Origin of the sequence: Klebsiella spallanzanii, from assembly GCF_902158555.1 — a bacterium.
Taxonomy (GTDB): domain Bacteria; phylum Pseudomonadota; class Gammaproteobacteria; order Enterobacterales; family Enterobacteriaceae; genus Klebsiella; species Klebsiella spallanzanii.
In genome coordinates, this window is record NZ_CABGGS010000043.1 from 141574 (window position 1) to 162822 (window position 21249).

A 21249-nucleotide genomic window follows, 5' to 3' on the forward strand; every position below is an offset into this window, starting at 1 on the left:
CGATGAGTGAAGCCATCGTTGCCAAAAATATCAATATTGCTGTACGTATCGGTCTGGGACTATGCCTGCTGAGCTGCGTGACCATAATTCTCGTCATGGTTATTTTTCCATCCGGTTTAAGTGGTGTGGTTCGCGCCATCACTTTTTTCCTGCTCTGGCTAGGGTTGGGTATTGGAATTTATAAAAAGAGTCGGATTTGCGCCGCTATGGCGATAGTTTGCTATATGTTCGATCAGCTGTTTATAGTTTCTGGTCAAGGCTATACGCGTTTTAACGTATTATGGGTTGTTGTTATCCCTGGCTTCACCTTCGCGCTGGTGGCATGCTGGCAATACCACCAAATAATAAAAGAAGAGTCCGTTGTCGGTAAAAAAATACGTAAACCCGCATTGATAATATCTGTTCTGATGCCGGCTGTTTTTTTCGGTGTCGGTTTGCCGCTGGCGAATAAAATCCATAGTCATAAGGCTCAGAAGCAATGGGAGCAATATGTACAGATAACCACTCAGGAAATTACATCACTTAAACTTCCTCAGCAGGTGGAGAAAAACGTCTTATTAACTCAGGTTGGTTTTGAGGATAAAACGCTGGTCTTTACCTACGATGCACAAGATTTAAAAAATATCGCCTCGCAGGGATGGGACAAAAAAACGCGTGAGGACTTCGCCCGTTTTTGTCGACACGCCGTTCCTCAGTCTCTGGGATTACAGGTGCTGTACCGACTTACACAGGGGAATGACAAACGCGAGTTTGAATACGGCGCTCGCGATTGTCAGAATATGAGCTTTTAAATCGACAGCGCCAGCCGGGTGCCCTGGGCGATTGCCCGCCGGGCATCCAGCTCCATCGCCACATCGCAGCCGCCGATCAGGTGTACCGTTTTTCCCGCACACTGCAGCGGGTCGGCCAGTTCGCGCCGGGGATCCTGTCCGGCGCAGATAATCACATGATCGACGTTGAAAACCTGCGATTCACCACCGATCGTCACATGTAAACCTTCATCATCGATCTGCTCATAGCTGACCCCTGGGATCATTTTGACGCCGCGGGCCAGCAGGGTGGTGCGGTGGATCCAGCCGGTCGTTTTCCCTAAACCGTCGCCAGGCTTGCTGGTTTTGCGCTGGAGCATCACTATCTGACGCGGGCTTTTCGTCAATTGCATTCCCTCCGCGCGCAGCCCTCCGGCGGCCTGCAGAGTGGTATCAATGCCCCATTCTGCGCAGAATTCGCCGATATTCTGGCTGGTGGCGACGCCGGACTGGCTGAGATACATGGCGGTATCAAAACCGATTCCGCCGCAGCCGATAATTGCCACTTTCTCGCCGACCGGCGCTTTATCGCGCAGGACGTCGAGATAGCTCAGTACTTTGGGATGATCGATGCCCGCGATATCCGGCATTCGCGGGGCGATCCCGGTGGCGAGGATAATTTCATCAAACGCCAGCAGATCGTCTGCTGTGACCTGGGTCTCCAGACGTAGAACGACGCCGGTCAGATCCAGCATTCGCCGGTAATAGCGCAGGGTTTCGTAGAACTCCTCTTTGCCGGGGATCTGTTTGGCGATATTAAACTGGCCGCCAATCTCTTTGTGTCCGTCAAATAGCGTCACCTGATGACCGCGCGAGGCGGCGTTTACGGCAAACGCCAGCCCGGCAGGGCCTGCGCCAACCACTGCGAGTCGCTTCGATGTGGCCGCTGGGACAATTGGCATCTGGGTTTCATGGCAGGCGCGCGGGTTGACCAGACACGAGGTGACTTTTCCGGCGAAGATCTGATCCAGGCAGGCCTGATTACAGCCAATGCAGGTATTGATCTCATCCGCGCGCCCGCTCTGCGCTTTGGAGAGAAATTCGCTATCGGCGAGGAAAGGGCGGGCCATCGACACCATGTCGGCATCTTTACGGGCAAGGACCGCCTCCGCCACTTCGGGATCGTTAATCCGGTTGGTGGTGACCAGTGGGATCGACACCGCGCCCTTCAGCTTGCGGGTGACCCAGCTAAACGCGCCGCGCGGCACCGGGGTGGCAATGGTCGGAATACGCGCTTCGTGCCAGCCGATACCGGTATTGATAATAGTTGCCCCGGCGGCCTCAATGGCTTTTGCCAGCTCAGTGACTTCTGCCAGGGTGCTGCCGCCGCTCACCAGGTCAAGCATCGACAGGCGGTAGATGATAATAAAATCGCTGCCCGCGCGTTCGCGAACGGCTTTGACGACCTCGACAGCAAAACGCATACGTTGGGCATAATCGCCGCCCCATTGGTCGTCGCGCAGGTTGGTGCGCGCGGCGAGAAACTCGTTAATCAGATAACCCTCCGAGCCCATCACCTCGACGCCATCGTACCCGGCTTCCCGCGCCAGCTGGGCGCAGCGGGCAAAATCATCGATCAGCTGTAAGATCTCATCGTGACTCAGTTCATGCGGCGTAAAGGGGTTGATCGGTGCCTGAAGCGCGGAAGGGGCGACCAGTTCAGGCTGGTAGCTATAGCGCCCGGTATGCAGAATTTGCAGGGCGATTTTGCCGCCCTCCTGGTGTACCGCGTCGGTAATATGGCGATGGTGGGAGAGGTGGCTGGCGTCGTTAAGCACCGCGCCGCCTGCCATGGTAACGCCGGAAGGCGCGGGGGCAATGCCACCGGTGACAATCAGCGCTACCCCGTGGCGAGCGCGCTCGGCGTAAAAGGCTGCCAGCCGCTGCGCGCCGTCCGGGAGCTCCTCCAGGCCAGTATGCATCGAGCCCATCAACACGCGGTTTTTGAGCGTTGTGAACCCCAGCTCAAGCGGGGCGAAAAGCGACGGATAGCGGCTCATAATAGCTTCCAATGTAAAATTATTGTTATGTGGTCGGATGAGTTACTAATTTAGCCGTCGCGGGAAAAAAGGGAAAAGGGGAGTGCAGCGATTGTGATGGGATTCAAAGAACGGTGCCGAACGGTCCCCTCTCCCCTGCGGGGAGAGGGTTAGGGTTAGGGTTAGGGGGCAACAGGGGCACGGCGCGCCAGCCCCGGCGCCTGCCACATTGACGTCGTCAACCCGCTATCCACCAGACCGAGCTGCTCGGCGTACACCGACTGCCATTTTACCATCATCTCCTGATACAGCTCGCGATGCGCCGGGTTTGGCGTAAATACCCGATGCCAGCTCACCAGCTTCTCGCCCGTTGTCGCCATATCGCTGTACAACCCGGCACCGGCCCCGGCGGCAATCGCGCAGCCTAGCGCGGTCGCTTCACGAACCTCGGGCACCCGCACCGGCAGTCCGGTCACGTCGCTAAGAATCTGGCTCCACAGCGCCCCTTTTGAACCGCCGCCAGCGAACACCAGGCTGTCAAACTTCACGCCGGAAAACTGCGAAATCTGCGCCAGATTGCAGGCGGAAACAATCGCCGCGTTCTCTTCCAGCGCCCGAAAGAGCGTGGCCTTATTGCATTTTTCCGGGTCGATGGAGAGATTAATAAACGACGGCGCGGCGTGGTACCACTGCTTAAAGTGCATGGCGTCGGAGAAGATAGGCATAACCCCGTGGGAGCCTGCCGGAACGCGGCTGGCCATCTCTTCCAGCAACGAATAAGCATCCACCCCGAGCCGTTCGGCAACCAGCTTCTCTTCCGCACAGAAGGCATCGCGGAACCAGCGCATGGTCAGCCCGGTAAAAAAGCTGATGGATTCCGCCTGCGCCATACCGGGTATGACGTGCGGGTTAACGCGGATATTCATCTCCGGGTCGGTGCGCACTTCCGGCAGATTGACCACCTGCTGCCAGAAGGTTCCGCCGAGCACCGCAGTTTGCCCGGCGCGCACCACCCCCAGCCCGAGGCAGCCGAGCTGGACGTCGCCGCCGCCCATCACCACAGGCGTACCTGCGCGCAGCCCGCTTTGTTGGGCCGCCGCGTCGGTGACCGCGCCGAGCACGGTACCGGTCTCTTTTACCGGCGAGAGAATATCGGCCCGCAGCCCGGCCATATCCAGCAGCGCCGGACGCCAGTCGCGGCTGAACAGGTCGAGCATACCGGTGGTCCCGGCGTTTGAAGGATCGACCGCCAGCTCACCGGAGAGCTTCGCCGCCAGCCAGTCGCTGATCATGGTGATGGTTGCCGCTTTGCGGTAGATATCCGGGCGATGGTGGGCCAACCACAGCAGGCGCGGCATGGCGCTCAGCGCCAGAGTCTGCCCGGAAACGCCGTACACCTCAGATTCAAAGCGATAATCGTGGATCTCTTTGAGCTCCGCCACCTCGCGGCTGGCGCGAGCGTCAACGTTGGCGCAGGCCCAGATGGCCTCGCCGTTGCGGTCGTAAAGCACGATACCTTCACGCATTGAACAGCAGGCCACGGACTGAATATCCGCTGGGGAGAGATGGGCGCTGGCCAGCGCCTGGCGGATGCACTGGCAGGCCAGCTGCCAGTTGGTGCCAAGGTCGAACTCCATCGAGCCGGGAACGTTGTCCACGCTCAGGTGTTTCCATTCGGCCTGGCCGACCGCAATCTGGCGGCCATTGATATCGAAAATCACTGCCCGAATGCTGCCGGTCCCGGCATCTAACGCTAACAGGTAACTCATGACATGCGCCTCGCTATTGTTGCGCGGCGCAGGGCCATTATGAGGCCAGCGTGAGCACCGCGCGTGCTGTTGTCTCTTCCGTTACCAGGCCATTAATCCGCTTGCCAATAAGGGCCGCGTAAATCGCCTGCGCTTTTTCTGTGCCCCCGGCAACACCGACGATAGTCGGCAACTGCGCCAGTTCATCGAGGGTGACGCCAAGCAGTTCCCGATGGATCTCCAGCCCCTCGACCGGTTTGCCGTCGGCCTGCAGGAAATAACCTAAAATATCGCCCACCGCGCCTTTACGGGCGTACATCAGCTGTTCGCCTTCGCTGATATAGCCGGAACGCAGGATAGTCGCGTCGCGGCGCTGATCGATCGCGCCAATGCCGACCACCGCCACATCTGCCGCCGTGGCTGCGAGGATCACGTCACGGACGCTGGATTCCCGGCGCAGGATCTCCGCCACATCGGCCGATGACACCCTGAGCGGCGCGGGGATCATGCTGATGCTACAGGCCGCATCCAGCTGGCCGATGCCGGTCATATAGGGGCCGACGCCGCCGGAAAGCGTCACCAGCCGCACCTGCTGGGAGCCGATAAACCCGCTCAGATGCTGCAGGCAGCTCATGGTCGCTTCGCCAAAGCCCACCGCCAGCAACTGCCCCGGCTCGAGCACGCCCATTAACGATTGCGCCGCGCCAATCCCCAGCCGGGTGTTCATCGGCGGGGTATTCAGCGCCGGCAGCACGCGGGCGATTTTCAGGCCGAAGCGCTGCTGGAGTTCGGTCTCCAGCGCCAGGCAGCCTTCATAGCGCGAGTTAATCTGTACCCGGATCACCCCGGATTGACGGCCTTTCTCCAGCAGGCGAGAGATCTTTAACCGCGGCAGTCCTAAACGCTCGCCGATGTCGTTCTGGGTTAAGCCATCGTGGTAGTAACACCAGGCCACCCGCGCCACCAGCTCTTCCTCGGCTAACGCCAGCCCGGCGTAGCGGCTCTCTTCCGTAATGCGTTTTTCGCTCATAAAGTGAACTCTTATAAAAATTTAGATCATATGTTCGTTATTGCGCGGTCGGAAAATGTGAGCCGACTGGCAAAACCGATCTTTCGTTGCTCGCTGGTTTTATCCAAACGATCTAAAGCATAAAACTGTGATCTTTGCACGGTTGTAAATATAGTTCACCGTCTACGCTTTTGAACATTATTAATTTAAAAAATCTTTTGTTCAAAACGAGGCGCGATGATGAAGCCACTGCTTGAAGCCCGCCAAATCTGCAAACAGTTCTCCGGCGTGACCGTGCTGAAGCATATTGATTTCACGCTGCTTTCCGGCCAGGTACATGCGCTAATGGGCGGTAACGGGGCGGGGAAATCGACGCTGATGAAGATTATCGCCGGGGTGGAAATGCCCGACAGCGGTGAGCTGATCCTCGGCGGACGCACCTTTGCGCGCCTCAATCCTGCGCAGGCCCATCAGCAGGGCGTGTATCTGGTGCCGCAGGAACCGATGCTCTTTCCCAACCTGACGGTGCGGGAAAATATTCTCTTTCGTCTGCCGAAGCGGGCTGATAACGAGGCTCGCTTGCAGGAAAAGCTCCAGCAGCTTAATTGCCAGCTTAACCTCGAGGCGGCGGCCAGCACGCTGGAAGTGGCCGATCAGCAGATGGTGGAGATCCTGCGCGGGCTGATGCGCGACGCGCAGATCCTGATCCTTGATGAACCGACCGCCTCATTAACGCCGGGGGAAACCGAGCGGCTGTTTCGCCAGATCCGCGCTTTGCAGGATCTCGACGTCGGTGTCGTGTTTATCTCGCACAAACTCCCCGAGATCCGCCAGGTCGCCAGCCACGTATCGGTCATGCGCGATGGTGCAGTGGTGCTGAGTGGGGAAACCGCGCAATACGGCGACAACCAGTTGATCGGCGCGATGACGCCCGTTGGGCGCGACCATACGCTAAGCGACACGCAAAAACTGTGGCTGGCGCTGCCGGGCAATCGCCGCACTCAGGCGCAGGATTTCCCGGTGCTGCGGGTGGAGGATCTGACCGGAGAAGGCTTTATCGATCTCAATCTGGAGATCCGCGCCGGGGAGATCGTCGGCCTCGCCGGACTGGTCGGATCCGGACGCACCGAATTTGCCGAAACGCTGTATGGCCTGCGTCCGGTACGCGCCGGGCGAGTGTGGCTGGAAAACCGTGATATCAGCCGCGACAGCACCCGCAACCGGCTGGCCAGCGGGCTGGTTTATCTGCCGGAAGACCGTCAGGTCTCCGGGTTGTTTCTCGACGCGCCGGTGCGCTGGAACACGGTGATGTTTAACCAACCGTCGCTGTGGCAGCAGAACAAGCGTGAGGCGGCGGTGGTTGAGCGCTATCACCGGGCGCTGGGGATCAAAATGACCGATGGCGATCGCCCGGTGCGCACGCTCTCCGGCGGCAACCAGCAGAAGGTGCTGCTGGCGCGCTGCCTGGAGGCCAATCCATTGCTGCTGATCGTCGATGAGCCCACGCGCGGGGTGGACGTTTCCGCCCGCGCCGACATCTATCAGCTGCTGAAAAGCGTCGCCGCGCAGAACGTGGCGGTGCTTATGATCTCCAGCGATCTTGATGAATTTGTCGGTCTCGCAGATCGGGTGCTGGTGATGCATCAGGGCAGGCAGAGCGGCGAGCTTTCGCAGCAGGCGGTCACCGTTGAGCGGATGATGACTCTGGCCTTCGGAGGACAGCCATGAAAACGTTACTCAAGAATCGCGAACTGAGCGCCTTTCTTGCCATCGTGGTGCTGTTTGCCGGACTGGTGGCGCTCAACCCGGCCTATTTCAGCCTACAGACTCTGGCAATGATCTTCGCCAGCTCGCAAATTCTCTGCCTGCTGGCGCTGGGGGCAACGCTGGTGATGCTGACCCGCAATATCGACGTCTCCGTTGGCTCCACCGTCGGCCTGAGCGCTATCGCGGTGGGCGTGGCGCTGAATAGCGGATATGGCCTGATGACGGCCATCGCCTTTGCGCTGGCGATCGGCGCGCTGGCCGGGGCGTTTAACGGCCTGCTGGTGGTGGGACTACGTATTCCGGCGATTGTCGCCACGCTCGGCACCCTCGGGCTTTATCGCGGGGTGATGCTGCTGTGGACCGGCGGCAAGTGGATTGAAGGCCTGCCGAACAGCCTGAAGGCGCTATCGGAACCGGCGTTTATCGGCATCTCGCCGCTGGGGTGGCTGGTGCTGGCGCTGCTGCTGGCGGGCGGCTGGATACTTTCACGTACCGCCTTTGGCCGCGATTTTTACGCCGTCGGCGATAACCTTGCCGCCGCCCGCCAGCTAGGGGTGGCGGTGAACCGTACGCGGATGCTGGCTTTTACCCTTAACGGCATGCTGGCTGCCTGCGCCGGGATTGTTTTCGCCGCGCAGATTGGCTTTGTGCCGAATCAGACCGGCAGCGGCCTGGAGATGAAAGCTATCGCCGCCTGCGTGCTCGGCGGCATCTCGCTGCTTGGCGGCACTGGTACGTTGCTCGGCGCTTTCCTCGGTGCGTTCTTCCTCACCCAAATCGACACCGTGCTGGTGCTGTTCCGCCTCCCGGCGTGGTGGAACGACTTTATCGCCGGTCTGGTGCTGCTCGGCGTACTGGTGCTTGACGGACGACTGCGCCAGGCGCTGGCTCGTCATCAGCGGGCGCTGAAGTACAGCCGCTTTCAGCCCGGCAATAAAGGGGGCAAGCGCGTAGCTCCCTTTCCCGAACGTAAAAACAAAGAGGTGGCGTAAATGAAGCTCAACTGGGAAAGCGCGCTGCTGGCGTTACTGGTGCTGGAGATCCTGCTGTTTGGCGCGCTGAATCCGCGCATGCTGGATCTCAATATGCTGCTGTTCAGCACCAGCGATTTTATCTGCATCGGCATCGTGGCCCTGCCGCTGACGCTGGTGATTATCAGCGGCGGGATTGATATTTCGCTCGGTTCGACCATCGGCCTGTGCGCCATTGCGCTGGGGGTGATGATGCAGGCGGGCTGGCCGATGAGTCTGGCAATTCCGCTGACGCTGCTGCTCGGCCTGTTGTGCGGGCTGCTGAACGCGGCGCTGATCCACTATACCGGCATCAGCCCGCTGGTGATTACGCTCGGCACCCTGTACCTCTACGGCGGCGGCGCGCTGCTGCTCTCCGGTATGGCGGGAGCGACCGGCTACGAAGGCATCGGCGGATTCCCGGATAGCTTTACCGCCTTCGCCAACCTGACGCTGTTCGGCCTGCCGATCCCGCTGGTGCTGTTCGCGGTCATCACCTTTTTCTTCTGGCTGCTGGCCCATCGCGGGCGCTTTGGCCGCCATCTGTTTCTGCTAGGACAAAATCCGCGCGCCGCGCGCTATGCGGCGCTGTCCGTAAACGGCATGCCGTACGTGCTGTATGGCCTGGTCGGCGTGGCCTCGGCGGTAGCGGCGCTGGTGATGGTCTCCTACTTCGGCTCGGCGCGCTCGGATTTAGGCCGCGACCTGCTGATGCCGGCGCTGACCGCCGCGGTGCTCGGAGGAGCCAATATCTACGGCGGTTCCGGCTCTATCATCGGCACGGCGCTGGCGGCGCTGTTGGTGGGTTATTTACAACAAGGTTTGCAAATGGTCGGCATCCCCAACCAGGTGTCGAGCGCGCTGTCAGGGGCGCTGTTGGTTGTGGTGGTGATGGGGCGCTCGCTGAGCCTGCATCGTGAATGGGTGCGGATGACCTGGCGGCGTCTTTTCTCGCGTAAAACAATCGGAGCATAACAATGAAAGCAAAACGTATCCTGCAGGTCAGTGCGCTGGCACTGGCGCTGAGCGTTATCACCGCTCAGGCGGCAGACCGCATCGCCTTTATTCCTAAGCTGGTTGGCGTCGGCTTCTTTACCAGCGGCGGCAACGGCGCGAAAGAGGCGGGCAAAGCGCTTGGCGTGGACGTTACCTACGACGGCCCGACCGAACCGAGCGTTTCCGGCCAGGTGCAGCTGATCAACAACTTCGTCAACCAGGGCTACAACGCGATCATCGTTTCCGCTGTATCGCCGGATGGCCTGTGTCCGGCGCTGAAGCGGGCGATGCAGCGCGGGGTCAAGGTGCTGACCTGGGACTCCGATACCAAACCGGAGTGCCGCAGCATTTATATCAACCAGGGGACGCCGCAGCAGCTCGGCGGCCTGCTGGTGGAGATGGCGGAAAAACAGGTGACGAAACCCACCGCCAAAGTGGCGTTTTTCTACTCCAGCCCAACGGTCACCGACCAGAACCAGTGGGTAAAAGAGGCGAAAGCCAAAATCGAAAAAGAGCATCCGCAGTGGGAAGTGGTGACCACCCAGTTTGGCTATAACGATGCCACGAAATCACTGCAAACCGCCGAGGGGATCTTAAAAGCGTATCCGGATCTCGACGCCATTATCGCTCCTGATGCCAACGCGCTCCCGGCGGCGGCGCAGGCGGCGGAGAACCTCAAGCGCCAGGGCGTGGCGATCGTCGGTTTTAGTACTCCGAACGTGATGCGCCCCTATGTGGAACGCGACACGGTCAAAGCCTTCGGTCTGTGGGATGTGGTGCAGCAGGGCAAGATCGCGGTTAACGTCGCCGATCGCCTGCTGAAAAAGGGCGATCTTAACGTCGGCGACAGCGTCGATGTGAAAGATCTCGGCACCCTGAAAGTCGAGCCAAACAGCGTGCAGGGCTACCAGTATGAAGCGAAAGGCAACGGCATCGTGCTGCTGCCGGAGCGGGTGGTGTTCACCAAAGAGAATATCAATAACTACGATTTCTGATGGAGGATGAGATGGCTGATTTAGACGATATCAAAGAGGGAAAAAACTTCGGCTTAGACCGTCCGCAGCAGAACACGCTCTATACGCTGAAAGGCTGCGGTTCGCTGGAGTGGGGGATGCAGTCGCGTCTGGCGCGTATTTTTAACCCGCAGAGCAGCCGCACGGTAATGCTGGCGTTCGATCACGGCTATTTTCAGGGGCCGACCACCGGACTGGAGCGTATCGACCTCTCTATCGCGCCGCTGTTTGAAGAAACCGACGTGCTGATGTGTACCCGTGGCGTGCTGCGCAGTCAGGTGCCTGCGGCGACGAATAAGCCGGTGGTGCTGCGCGCCTCGGGCGGTAACTCGATTTTAAGCGAACTCTCTAACGAATGCGTGGCGGTGGCGATGGAAGACGCGCTGCGCCTGAACGTCTGCGCGGTGGCGGCGCAGGTCTATATCGGCAGCGAGCACGAGCATCAGTCGATTAACAACATCATTAAGCTGGTGGATGCCGGGAACCGCTACGGGATGCCGGTGCTGGCGGTAACGGGCGTGGGTAAAGAGATGACTCGCGACGCGCGTTACTTCTCGCTAGCCAGCCGTATTGCCGCCGAGATGGGCGCGCAGTTCGTGAAGACCTATTTTGTTGAGGAAGGTTTTGAAAAAGTGACCGCCAGCTGCCCGGTGCCGATCGTGATCGCCGGAGGGAAAAAGTTGCCGGAGCTGGAAGCGCTGGAGATGTGCTGGCGGGCGATAGATCAGGGCGCATCCGGTGTGGATATGGGGCGCAATATCTTCCAGTCCAGCGCGCCGCGCGCGATGCTCAAAGCGGTGAAAAAAGTGGTGCACGAGAATCTGAGCGCTCGCGAGGCGTATCAGTTCTGGCAGGAGGAGAAACAGGGAGAGCTGAAATGAACGTGACGCTGGTGGAAATTAATATCAAACCGGAGCGGGTCGACGAGTTTCTTGAGGTGTTTCGCGCTAACCACGAGGGAGCGTTGCTGGAGCCGGGTAATCTGCGTTTTGACGTATTGCAGGACCCGGAGGTGAAGACGCGCTTTTTTATCTATGAAGCCTATAAAGACGAGGAGGCGGTGCTGGCGCACAAAAAGACCCCGCACTATCTGGCCTGCGTGGCGAAGCTGGAGGAGCTGATGTCGCAGCCGCGGCAAAAGCGCAGCTTTATCGGCCTGCTGCCGGCAGTCTGAAAAAACCGATGTCCGGTGAGCGTTGCGCCACCGGACATCGGGGGATTACTGATAGTTAATGGTAAATTCGACCGCCGTATCGGCTTTGCCTGCCCGCAGATTGTTTTGAGTATTGCGGGCATAGCGCGCCCGGAGCGGTATTGCGTAGCTGGCGATGGTTTGCAGCAAGGCCAGCTTTGCATCGATCCGCTGGTGCGCTTTTACGGACGTTAATACATTCACAGCATCGCGATTTTGAATCTCCAGGCACATTCCTTTCGCCATATCGGTATCGTTGGTGAGTGCCGCACACTCACCGCCCGCCGCCAGCGTTTGATAGCCGCTAACCGGGTTAAGTAAAAAACTGATGCTGTTGGCCGTGTCCGGCCCTGCTGTCGTGTAGTCGGAATCACTATTCCAGCGGATCCCCGCCGTCGACGAGGTGTCCGGCGAATTGCGATTATAGCGGCCATACATCGGCGGACAGTTCAGCAGGTTGATATTAAAATCGACCCATCCGGTGGTCGTGGAGTCCTGAAGCGAATGAACCCCCATGGGCACCGTGACGTCAGGAGTCTGGCAGGTTCCGGCGACGACGTTTACCGATCCATTAATATGCCAGCGGTAGCCATAATCTTTAATTATCTCAGTGGTATTTGTGGACCGAGCGTAACGGACCATGGCCGGATAGTTAATCGGTACACTCCAGACGCCGGGAGAAATGTCCTCAACTTTAACCAGTAGCAATTCAAATCCCTGATCTGTGACAACCGAACCGACTCCACCGATCCCCCTTATACTTGGGGCGATATACGGTATCATCAATAATTCCGTTGGGTTGTTACCAACGGTAACGCCGACGACCATCCCAATTCCGGGGACTCCGGTACTGTAAACATCTAGTCCTTTATACTTCCCGACTATTGCAGGCCTTGCTCCCTCGAACTCGATCCCGGTAGTTAGATTAACATAATCCGAGCTAACAGCTCCTTTACAGCCAGCAACGCCAATAGGCACTCGGTCAGTATTAAAAATATACTGTCTGAAAAGTACCGATCCGGTTGGTAGATCCCGCAGAGCCGATACCGTCACATTATTGCTGAGTACCGGTACATTCTGATCGATATAATCAGTTCGTCCGGAATAGTTTCGCGTACAGGTACTGGCAGCCGACGCCGTCAGAGGCAACAAGGCTAATAACGCCAGTATCCATATTTTCCAGTGCCCGGTAAATTTTGCGATGTTGTATTTCATTGACATAATTATTCTTCCCTGAAAATTAACGGCAGCCAGCATTAATATTGACAATCTCCGACGCTTTCGATGCCGGGAGCGAGTAATTAATAATGCAGGAATCCTCTTTATCCGTTCCCCAGCGCACGCGCAGCTGGCCAGAAATATGCGCCAGGCGGGCAAAAATACGCTGCCCCTGACCCACCACGCCGACAATATTTTGTTCCGCGTCCAGAACATCGGCGCCAAACGGAATCGCCGGGTTTCTGTGCAAATTAATCATCACCGCCTGTCCCTGTACGGTATCGAAGCGCAGCTTGACCACCGCGCCGCTGTAAGGCGCAATTTTTTGGCTAGTATTTTCCAGCTCAACGTTCTCAGGAATGCCTTTTGGGTCGATCTCAATCTGATTGATCTGATAAGCATTCAGGTAAGGAACAATCGCATAGCCGAAGCGGTCGACGGCGACGCCGGGATAACCGCTAACCTTGGCTCCATGAGCGCCTTTAGCTTCGACCAGCGCCATGGTATCAGCGGTGTAAGGTGTCAACGTCACGCCGCCGCTATGCGCAATCGCGCCGCCGCTCATGCCAAAAGAGTAGTTGCTGTAATGTTTACCAGCCCCAGCCTGCGCCTGAAGCATCGCCTGCGAACTGCGCAGCGACGTATTTATCGTGCCGCTGGTGGAGCCCCCTCTGTTACTGTTTGACGCCGACATACCGTAGCTCCACGAGCTGTCCTCCAGCGCCGTGCCGCTCAGCGATAGCTGTTCACTCACGGTACCGCCAGGATCGTGATTCAGGTTCACCGACATCTGACTAAATGGCGTTGTATTGCCGAGCGGGATGCTTAGCGTCAGCTGGTAGTGATTTTCATAATCACCATCGCCATTGCGGTTGCGATTGATGCTCAGGCCGTAGCTCACTCGTCCCAGGCTGTTGTTATAACCAAACTGGTACTGGCGATCGGTTCCCTGATTATTATCCCAGTAGTTCTGCTGCCAGGCGTTGAGGTAAAAATTTCCCCATCCTTCCGGCAGATTCTGGCTGGCGCTGATGCTGAGGCGGCTTTTGGGACGCCGTATATTCCAGGTGTCATCACCATACTTCTGCGCGTCGCGGATCTGCATCGCGGTCATAAAGTCCAGGTACTCTTCCGTCGAATAACGGTACGCCGCAACGTTAAAATTACTGCCCGTCGACATAACAAACTGGCTGTATTTTAGCTGATAGCTTTGCCCGGACATGCGCTTACCGTAGTCCTGCAGAGGCTTATCCAACTGAGTTTGCGCCTGGGTGGCGTCCAGAGAAAAGGTGCCTACGGGCGTCCCCAGAGCAAGTCCCAAAATACCCGCCTGATAGTCATCATTTCCCTGAAGACCTGCATAGCCGGTAAAAAAGTAGTTCAGGCCGCGACGCCATGTCAATTCGCCAAGCACCGGCTCGCTTTCAACCTGATCTTTGCGCAGCTTGCCCAGCGTGACGCTATAGTGATTCGTGCCTGAACGCAGCAAATTACTGGTCGCTGCATAGGGGATTACCTGCTGCTGCTCGGAGCCATCAGCTTCTTTTATCACCAACTGCAGGTCACCGCCGTAGCCCGTGGGATAGAGATCGTTTATTTCAAACGGACCGGGCGAAACGGTGGTTTCGTACAGCAGTCGCCCCTGCTGGTAAATCTGCACCTTTGCTGATGTACGCGCAGTACCGCGCACAATAGGCGCGTAGCCGCGCTGGGAGTCGGGGAGCATCTGCTCCTCATTCGCCAGCAGAACGCCGCGAAACGCGAGAGTATCAAACAGCTCGCCTCGGGTATTGCGATCACCTAGCGATAGGCGTCCTTTTATCGCCGGAATATCGCGTTGAACGTAGGAGTTCAACGCCTGGTAGTGGCTACCCACGTCATCCTGCCAGCTCCAGTTGCCATTGTGGCGAAAGTACCAGTTCCCCAGGTTAAAACCCGCCGTTATCCCTGAATAGGCGCTGTCATTAGAGGTGCTCCGGTTTTGCTGGTGATAATAGCTAGCGTTGTAGGTTAGCAGCCCGGCCATCACGCCTTTATCCCATAATGCCGGATTAACGTAGCCGCGGGGATTATGAACCAAATAGAGTGCAGGGATCGTCAGATCCAGCATTTGGTTGCCGGTATCAAATTCGGTTTTTACTTGAGGAATTATCTCTGTGACTGCAAGGCAAGCTTCATCGCGACTGTCAGACAGCAGGGATTGTGCATTGTCGCTAAGCTTCTCGACATTAAGCGGTAGCGTGCGCCACGCTCCGGTTGTCAGGCAAATGGCGCCCGTTTTGGCAGGCGGCGTGCTGTCGCTGAGCGTAATATCCTGGAACCCCTGATACTGGTTATTGATTCGCAGCTCCACGCGATATCTTCCTGGTACGGCCTGATCGCGCTCATAGTGAGTCAAATCTATTTTTTTCTGGCTGCCCTGGCTCATAAAGGTGCTATTAAACTGCACTTCATCGGCGTCCTGCGCGATGGAAAATGGGCTAAAACCAAGCGTAATCGCCACCGCCAACGGTGTCGGTTTAAAATAACAGGTACGAATCATTATAACCCCGTTCTATTCCATGACTGTTTACAGGCCGGTGCCAACAATAAAGACCGAATTCATTTATTTTTTATTTGGATCGACAGGGCGCAGGGCTCCGTAGTCGTTGATAATCATGGGATACCAGCGGGTAGATACGCGATCTAGCGTCCAGGTGTGCGTTTCGCCGGGGATTAACATGCTGCCTGCGCCAAGGTTTTTCTCCCCCTTTTCATCTTCTGAAAAGTAGGCCACCGTCACGTGGTATGGTGTGGCGTTATTTGCTGTCACCTTGTTGCCCTGACGCTTCCAGACAACGTTTTCTGGCGCTTCACTCGCATTTTTAATTAAATTCTGTGGACGATAAAAAAGCTTCAGGCGAGAACGAAAGGCCATTGAAAGCAGATTCTTTTCTGCTAACTCACCTTTGACCGTGGGTGGAATTTCCAGAACGTTAAGATAAAAAACAGATTCTTTATCCTGCGGTAATGTTTCGCCTGTAAAACGAATCCGCAGCGTTTGCCCCTTTCCGGCATTAACGCGGTTAATTGGCGGAGTTAATAAAAAAGGGGCCTTTGCCGTATCCGGGGTTGAAGTAGGATCGCCATTATCCACCCAGGACTGAATTAATACCGGTGAGCTACCCTTATTTTCCATTTTTACCGTCACTTCACGTTCGGTTGCCGGGTATATGACGCGCGTTCCGGTAATAACGACCGAGGCGCAGGCAGGAAAGACAGTGGTCATGGCGAGTAGCACGGCAATAATGTTTTTTTTCATTATGGGATCCTTCCTGTTAACCGATGGAATTTCTTCCATCGGTGGTTTCATATGTCATCCAATGACGATGAATTTACTGATAGTTAATGCTGAAATTGACGTTACTGGTGACAACACCCGGCGTCGTGGTGCCCAGCGCATAGTACTGAACGGCATAAGGCAGCATTGTTGTTCCAGTACTTGCCCCTGCGGTATTCGGAATAATCACCTGGGTGTTGCTTGAGGTTTGTGAGCTACGGCCAATCTCAATGGTGTTATTACTCTGAATATCAATCAGCTGCAGCTGTACGTTGCCTGCGCCGCCGGTCGTCGTGTTCACCAGATTGTTGGTGGTGGTGTCAACGGTAGAACCATTTTCAAAGTAAGCTGCTGCCGTAGAAGTGGATACCAGACCGGTACAGCCAGAAAGCTCAATATTAAACTGGGTGCGTCCAGCGATATCACCGGTAGCGGCTAAAACCTGAGTTGAGAGTGTCGGTAAAACGACCGTTGCCGGAGAAGATGAGCCGTCAATCGTAATCTGGCAGGTGGCATCAGTTAACTTCCCCTGAAAATTGATTTTCCCATCGGATGCCTGAGCTGCGGATGCGATCAGTACGGAAGCAATAGCGGTAGATAATAATACACGTTTCATATAAAACTCCATGTTAAAAAACTCTTTTAAAAGAGGTGGTTAGGAAATGGCATATAAAGATTAGAAATAATACTAAATTATATTTTCTGTTTTAACTCATTGAGACCCTGATATTCATAGAGCGTTTTTATATTGGCGGTTGTTATCCGATAGCCTTTCCCGGATACTCTTTCAATAAAATCATGCTTTACGCCGATAAGCATCAGGTTGTATTTGAGCCTGGATATCACCTGAATAAGCCGGGATTGCGAAGAACGTAACCCATGATTATCCCAGACCTGGCGCAGAATGTCGCTTTCCAGAATAACGTTCTGCTGGCGGCTAATCAGCAAGAAGTATAATAGATTCGACATGGTGTCCCTCAGGAACAAGGGATTTGACAGCGGCGGCGTATCTGTAATATTGACAACTTTCAGCGGATGGCTGAAGCATAATACAGCGTCGTCAATTAAAAATCCGAAAATCGCGAGTGACATCCATGTCTCCGGTCTATTTATTAGAAAACTAATAGGTCATGTAAATGTATATATCCATCATCCGGCCAGTTACATATATAATGTTTTACTGGGGCGTAAGTTATTTATGATGGATTAGTCTTTGTGAATTAAATTATTTCTGAAATGGATTCTAATGTCGGTTCATATTTGATGGCAAGAATCGCCTTTGATAGGTTTTTTATTGTGTAAGTTTGCTTATTTGAGGAGCAAAAAACCAATCATTGTGGCTTTGCATGATCTTTATTCTGTTGGAGGTTTCTTTAATATTGAAAAAGGTTAATAAAGCATCAGATAATGAAAATGGAATTAAAAACTGTATTTTATGTTCTTATTGGTGTAATAAACTAGTTGATTGATTGTTATTCATTAAATTCATGTGGTTAAACGTATTTAAAATATGTCCAGACATTCCTGATTTTATTGAGATTCAGGTAATTCATAAAAATAAATATTTAGCATTTATATTTTTTTATATGAATACATATTTATAAATAATTAAACGAGTGTTTTTTGTTCTTTACAGACAATGAGCTGCGTTTTTTCAGCAACAATGGCGTGAGGAGCGATAACCCCTGGCGTAAGTACTCTGGTTAACAGAGGCTTTGTTGCCAGGGGATTTTGAGGATGACCTTTGGCGGCGAGTGAGAAAACTACGCCTCTTCCACCGAAACCCGCAGCGCCGCCAGGGCCAGACGGGCCGCTTTTAGCACCTGTTCACATTGCTCAAGCGTCAACGTCAATGGCGGCTCGATGCGAATCGTCCTCGCGTTGTTCAGCGTTCCGGCCACCAGCACCCGCTGGCGGAACATCTCGCTGGCAAAGTCATAACCGATTTCGTTATCGACAAACTCAATTGCCATCAGCATGCCTTTACCGCGCACTTCGTTCACCAGGTCCGGGTATTCGCGCGCCAGCTGACGGAAGCCGTCCAGCAACATATCGCCTTTTTGCTTTGCCTGCGCGGGCAGGTTTTGGGTCAGCAGCACGTTGATGGTCGCCAGCGCTGCCGCGCAGGCCAGCGGATTACCGCCAAAGGTGGTGGTGTGCAGGAACGGATTGTCGAACAGCACCGAGAACACCTCTTCGGTGGCGATCGTCGCGCCAATCGGCATGACGCCGCCGCCCAGCGCTTTGGCAAGGCACAGAATATCCGGCTGGACGTTTTCATGCTCGCAGGCAAACATCTTGCCGGTACGGCCCATGCCTGTCTGGACTTCATCAAGGATCAGCAGCGCGCCAAACTCGTCGCACAGCTTGCGTACCGCAGGCAGATAGCCCGGCGGCGGCAAAATCACGCCGCCTTCGCCCTGAATCGGCTCAAGGATCACCGCCGCAACGTCATCGCCGGTTTTCTTACACTCGCTAAGCAGCGTGCGCATGGCGTTAATATCGCCAAACGGCACATGGCGAAACCCTGGCAACAGCGGCATAAACGGCTTGCGGAAGGTGGATTTGGCGGTGGCCGACAGCGCGCCCAGCGATTTGCCGTGAAACGCGCCGCTGGTGGCAACGAAGGTAAATTTGCCGCGCGGAGACTGGTAAGCTTTCGCCAGCTTTAGCGCCGCTTCGACCGATTCGGTACCGCTATTGCTAAAGAAGCTGTATTTCAGTTTGCCAGGCGTTAAGGCTGCCAGCGTTTTTGCCAGCATGGCCCGCAGCGGGTCCAGCAGTTCCTGGCTATGAAGAGGTTGTTTAGCGAGCTGATTCTCGACGGCGGAAACGACAACTGGATTACGGTGCCCTACATTAAAAATCCCAAAGCCACCCAGGCAGTCAATAAACTCCTGTCCCTGAGTGTCGACAAGCGTATTTAACCCTCCCGCTTGCCACTCTACGGCCCCGTAATCCCCGCCAGCAGTGACCGATTTTCGATACGCTAAAAACCCTGGGTTCACATGCTCTTTAAAGTATTCCCTGACCTCCTGATTAAGTGATTTCATCTCCTCATGATCGAGCGTTCGCTTTTCAATGAGATTCAGTGCGTGTGCGCTGCAGGCCAGAGCCGATGCGCTGGAAGGTAACCTGTTCAAAATGAGCTCCTGGACGGGGCGTATCACATGATACTGAATTAAGTATTGCAGGGATTACGCCACTTCGGCTCGGACCAGGAAAATCGGGATAAACGCAACGTGAAATGGTGATTGTGCAAAATTTAATCTCACGGCGATATTATTGGCATGTTTTACTCCTGAAGGCGCAAAACGATGCAGGAAAGGGCTTCCGCCGCATGCTTTGCGGCGGTGCAGGCTGCCCTGCTGTGGGGCAGAAGATTAGTCGAGCTGGGAAATCTCCATTGCCGCGCGGTCAATCACGCCGATAATTTGCTTCAATTGCGCTTCCGTAATTTCCTGCTGATTGACTCTTAAATCCAGTACCGCTTTGAAGTTTTCCAGCGCGCGCTTCATCTGCGGGTTTTTACGCAGTTCACAACCCACCATGCGGGCCTGTAGCCTGGCCTGGATATGCTCCAGATGCTCCTGGTTTTCAGCATGCAGCTGGCTGCCCTCGGCGGTAATAGCGATTTTTTTGCGGCCGTTTTCGTCAGCGACGCTGATTAACCCCTGATCCTGGAGGAGGTCGAGCGTTGGGTAGATAACGCCGGGACTTGGGCTGTAGTTGCCCTGGGTCAGGGTTTCAATCTCTTTTATTAGCTCGTAACCATGGCTGGCGTTGCGGGTGAGGATATCCAGAATAACCAGACGCAGCTCGCCGTGACCAAAGAAGCGCTGACGGCGTCCGCCGCCTCCGCCTCTGCGGCCATGTTCGCCGTGTTCGCCATGTTCCCCGCGGCATCCGCGTTGCCCGCGCCCTTCTTCGTGATGATGTCTCATGTTTTGTTCCTGTGTTGTTTTGATATATCTAATTTATATCTAAAAAATATTAAGTAGCAACAATGAAACGGAGTTATTTTTTATTTAGTTGATATTTATGAGTTTTATTTTGTTTTTTGACTTTTGTGGCGTTTTGTTATGGTTATATCAAAAAATGCTTGCATTCTTTTTTAATGGCAATCATTATCATTTGCAAGATTTTTAGATATATCTATTCTGTTCACGAAGGCGATGAAAGATGACAACGAAAAATAACCCTAAGTATCCGCAACGCGTTCGTAACGAGCTGCGTTTCCGTGAGTTAACCGTGCTGCGCGTTGAGCGCATTGGTAGCGCTTTCCAGCGTGTCGTGCTGGGTGGAGAGGCGCTGGAGGGCTTTGTTTCCCAGGGTTTTGACGACCATACCAAGCTCTTTTTCCCCGAAGCGGGATCTGCGTTTACTCCGCCAGAGGTGACGGATGAAGGCATTAACTGGGGCGAGGGCGTGCGTCCGGCGACCCGCGACTATACGCCGTTGTACGATGCTGAACGTCATGAGCTGGCGTACGACTTCTTTATTCACGATGGCGGAATTGCCAGCCGCTGGGCGCTGGCGGCGAAAGTCGGCGATAAGCTGGTGATCGGCGGTCCGCGCGGTTCGCTGGTGGTGCCTGAGGATTATACCTGGCAGCTGTACGTCACCGATGAGTCAGGAATGCCCGCGCTGCGCCGCCGTCTGTTAGGGTTACAGCAGCTCCCGACGCGCCCGCAGGTGACGGCAATCGTGACCATTGGCAATGAGTCTTACAAAGATTATCTGGCGGATCTCGACGGCTTTAATATTGAGTGGGTGGTGGGGCATAACACCTCTGCCGTGGCCGAGCACCTCGCGCAGGTTGTGGTTCCGGCTGAAGACTATTTTATCTGGGTAACCGGCGAAGGTGGGGTGGTGAAATCGCTGCTGGCGCGCTTCGAAGGTGAAGAGATTGATCCGCAGCTGGTGCGTTCTCAGGCCTACTGGCACAGCAAATAAACGCGGAGAAACCCCGGGTTGCGGCTGGCGCCTTACCCGGGCTACCGGCCCGCAGACGGCGGTGAACCTGTAGCCCGGGCAAGGCGCGCCAAGCGCCGCCCCCGGGAGCAGGGCGCAGAGTGTGCGAATTTCCCGGAGGCGATGCTGCGCATCTGTCCGGGCTACCGTCCCGCAGACGGCTGTGAATCCGTAGCCCTGCTCAGCGCAGCGCAAGCAGGGCGTTCTGTTGGCTG

18 protein-coding genes are annotated in these 21249 nt (G+C 55.6%); 8 read left to right on the top strand and 10 right to left on the bottom strand.

All coding sequences use genetic code 11. The features are described from left to right. Window positions 1-2: 2 nt before the first annotated feature. Window positions 3-791 carry a hypothetical protein gene (locus FN082_RS21315; RefSeq protein WP_142982313.1) on the top strand — a complete coding sequence of 263 codons (789 nt, stop codon included), beginning with the start codon at window positions 3-5 and terminating at the stop codon, window positions 789-791. Here the strand turns inward: FN082_RS21315 and FN082_RS21320 are convergent. From FN082_RS21320 to lsrR, 3 genes are all read right to left on the bottom strand, one after another. Next, window positions 788-2809 (bottom strand): NADPH-dependent 2,4-dienoyl-CoA reductase, encoded by a 2022-nt coding sequence (locus FN082_RS21320; protein WP_139540593.1) that lies wholly within the window; start codon window positions 2807-2809, stop codon window positions 788-790. The two genes, FN082_RS21315 and FN082_RS21320, sit on opposite strands and share 4 nt — an antisense overlap. A 161-nt stretch (window positions 2810-2970) precedes the next feature. Continuing rightward, window positions 2971-4557 (bottom strand): autoinducer-2 kinase, encoded by a 1587-nt coding sequence (gene lsrK, locus FN082_RS21325; RefSeq protein WP_142982314.1) that lies wholly within the window; start codon window positions 4555-4557, stop codon window positions 2971-2973. 37 nt (window positions 4558-4594) lie between these two features. Continuing rightward, a complete protein-coding gene (lsrR, locus tag FN082_RS21330; RefSeq protein WP_139540589.1) occupies window positions 4595-5566 on the bottom strand; it encodes a transcriptional regulator LsrR in 972 nt (323 codons plus the stop codon). A 219-nt stretch (window positions 5567-5785) separates the two neighbouring features. On the opposite strand from lsrR, the gene lsrA reads away from it, so the two are divergent. From lsrA to lsrG, 6 genes are read left to right on the top strand one after another with little or no spacing between them, the layout of a single operon-like run. After that, entirely contained in the window at window positions 5786-7273 is a 1488-nt protein-coding gene (lsrA, locus tag FN082_RS21335; protein ID WP_139540770.1) for an autoinducer 2 ABC transporter ATP-binding protein LsrA, read from the top strand. Further along, complete coding sequence (gene lsrC, locus FN082_RS21340) at window positions 7270-8304, top strand: autoinducer 2 ABC transporter permease LsrC (RefSeq protein ID WP_139540587.1); 1035 nt, start codon at window positions 7270-7272, stop codon at window positions 8302-8304. The genes lsrA and lsrC overlap by 4 nt, the downstream gene beginning before the upstream one ends. Further along, a complete protein-coding gene (gene lsrD / locus FN082_RS21345) occupies window positions 8305-9297 on the top strand; it encodes an autoinducer 2 ABC transporter permease LsrD (protein WP_142982315.1) in 993 nt (330 codons plus the stop codon). 2 nt (window positions 9298-9299) lie between these two features. Beyond that, complete coding sequence (lsrB, locus tag FN082_RS21350) at window positions 9300-10313, top strand: autoinducer 2 ABC transporter substrate-binding protein LsrB (protein WP_139540584.1); 1014 nt, start codon at window positions 9300-9302, stop codon at window positions 10311-10313. A gap of 11 nt (window positions 10314-10324) precedes the next feature. Beyond that, window positions 10325-11212 carry a 3-hydroxy-5-phosphonooxypentane-2,4-dione thiolase gene (gene lsrF, locus FN082_RS21355; RefSeq protein ID WP_142982316.1) on the top strand — a complete coding sequence of 296 codons (888 nt, stop codon included), beginning with the start codon at window positions 10325-10327 and terminating at the stop codon, window positions 11210-11212. Next, window positions 11209-11505, top strand: coding sequence for a (4S)-4-hydroxy-5-phosphonooxypentane-2,3-dione isomerase (gene lsrG / locus FN082_RS21360; protein ID WP_142982317.1), 297 nt, complete (start codon window positions 11209-11211; stop codon window positions 11503-11505). The genes lsrF and lsrG overlap by 4 nt, the downstream gene beginning before the upstream one ends. 45 nt (window positions 11506-11550) lie before the next feature. Here lsrG and FN082_RS21365 read toward each other — a convergent pair whose 3' ends face one another. The 7 genes from FN082_RS21365 to FN082_RS21395 all read right to left on the bottom strand — a co-directional run bounded on the left by FN082_RS21365 (window position 11551) and on the right by FN082_RS21395 (window position 20004). Then, window positions 11551-12231 carry a fimbrial protein gene (locus tag FN082_RS21365; RefSeq protein ID WP_142982318.1) on the bottom strand — a complete coding sequence of 227 codons (681 nt, stop codon included), beginning with the start codon at window positions 12229-12231 and terminating at the stop codon, window positions 11551-11553. Window positions 12232-12763: 532 nt separating this feature from the next. Beyond that, window positions 12764-15283, bottom strand: a complete 2520-nt coding sequence (locus FN082_RS21370; RefSeq protein WP_142982319.1) for a fimbria/pilus outer membrane usher protein — start codon at window positions 15281-15283, stop codon at window positions 12764-12766. Between the two features lie 63 nt (window positions 15284-15346). After that, window positions 15347-16081 (bottom strand): fimbrial biogenesis chaperone, encoded by a 735-nt coding sequence (locus FN082_RS21375; protein WP_142982320.1) that lies wholly within the window; start codon window positions 16079-16081, stop codon window positions 15347-15349. Between the two features lie 34 nt (window positions 16082-16115). Beyond that, complete coding sequence (locus FN082_RS21380; protein WP_139540577.1) at window positions 16116-16676, bottom strand: fimbrial protein; 561 nt, start codon at window positions 16674-16676, stop codon at window positions 16116-16118. Between the two features lie 77 nt (window positions 16677-16753). Next, a complete protein-coding gene (locus tag FN082_RS21385) occupies window positions 16754-17029 on the bottom strand; it encodes a winged helix-turn-helix domain-containing protein (RefSeq protein WP_180349634.1) in 276 nt (91 codons plus the stop codon). Between the two features lie 794 nt (window positions 17030-17823). Next, window positions 17824-19203 (bottom strand): putrescine aminotransferase, encoded by a 1380-nt coding sequence (gene ygjG / locus FN082_RS21390; RefSeq protein WP_142982321.1) that lies wholly within the window; start codon window positions 19201-19203, stop codon window positions 17824-17826. Between the two features lie 240 nt (window positions 19204-19443). Then, window positions 19444-20004: a PadR family transcriptional regulator gene (locus FN082_RS21395; protein WP_139540571.1), complete on the bottom strand. Its 561-nt coding sequence runs from the start codon at window positions 20002-20004 to the stop codon at window positions 19444-19446. A gap of 238 nt (window positions 20005-20242) precedes the next feature. Here FN082_RS21395 and FN082_RS21400 point away from each other — a divergent pair, with 238 nt between their 5' ends. Next, window positions 20243-21016, top strand: coding sequence for a siderophore-interacting protein (locus FN082_RS21400; protein ID WP_139540569.1), 774 nt, complete (start codon window positions 20243-20245; stop codon window positions 21014-21016). Window positions 21017-21249: the final 233 nt, after the last annotated feature.

What these genes read in the sequence shown, in the direction of transcription:
- FN082_RS21315 (WP_142982313.1), top strand. Translation starts at nt 3, where the DNA reads ATGAGTGAAGCCATCGTTGCCAAAAATATCAATATTGCTGTACGTATC.
- FN082_RS21320 (WP_139540593.1), bottom strand. Translation starts at nt 2,809, where the DNA reads ATGAGCCGCTATCCGTCGCTTTTCGCCCCGCTTGAGCTGGGGTTCACA.
- lsrK (WP_142982314.1), bottom strand. Translation starts at nt 4,557, where the DNA reads ATGAGTTACCTGTTAGCGTTAGATGCCGGGACCGGCAGCATTCGGGCA.
- lsrR (WP_139540589.1), bottom strand. Translation starts at nt 5,566, where the DNA reads ATGAGCGAAAAACGCATTACGGAAGAGAGCCGCTACGCCGGGCTGGCG.
- lsrA (WP_139540770.1), top strand. Translation starts at nt 5,786, where the DNA reads ATGAAGCCACTGCTTGAAGCCCGCCAAATCTGCAAACAGTTCTCCGGC.
- lsrC (WP_139540587.1), top strand. Translation starts at nt 7,270, where the DNA reads ATGAAAACGTTACTCAAGAATCGCGAACTGAGCGCCTTTCTTGCCATC.
- lsrD (WP_142982315.1), top strand. Translation starts at nt 8,305, where the DNA reads ATGAAGCTCAACTGGGAAAGCGCGCTGCTGGCGTTACTGGTGCTGGAG.
- lsrB (WP_139540584.1), top strand. Translation starts at nt 9,300, where the DNA reads ATGAAAGCAAAACGTATCCTGCAGGTCAGTGCGCTGGCACTGGCGCTG.
- lsrF (WP_142982316.1), top strand. Translation starts at nt 10,325, where the DNA reads ATGGCTGATTTAGACGATATCAAAGAGGGAAAAAACTTCGGCTTAGAC.
- lsrG (WP_142982317.1), top strand. Translation starts at nt 11,209, where the DNA reads ATGAACGTGACGCTGGTGGAAATTAATATCAAACCGGAGCGGGTCGAC.
- FN082_RS21370 (WP_142982319.1), bottom strand. Translation starts at nt 15,283, where the DNA reads ATGATTCGTACCTGTTATTTTAAACCGACACCGTTGGCGGTGGCGATT.
- FN082_RS21375 (WP_142982320.1), bottom strand. Translation starts at nt 16,081, where the DNA reads ATGGAAGAAATTCCATCGGTTAACAGGAAGGATCCCATAATGAAAAAA.
- FN082_RS21380 (WP_139540577.1), bottom strand. Translation starts at nt 16,676, where the DNA reads ATGAAACGTGTATTATTATCTACCGCTATTGCTTCCGTACTGATCGCA.
- FN082_RS21385 (WP_180349634.1), bottom strand. Translation starts at nt 17,029, where the DNA reads ATGTCGAATCTATTATACTTCTTGCTGATTAGCCGCCAGCAGAACGTT.
- FN082_RS21395 (WP_139540571.1), bottom strand. Translation starts at nt 20,004, where the DNA reads ATGAGACATCATCACGAAGAAGGGCGCGGGCAACGCGGATGCCGCGGG.
- FN082_RS21400 (WP_139540569.1), top strand. Translation starts at nt 20,243, where the DNA reads ATGACAACGAAAAATAACCCTAAGTATCCGCAACGCGTTCGTAACGAG.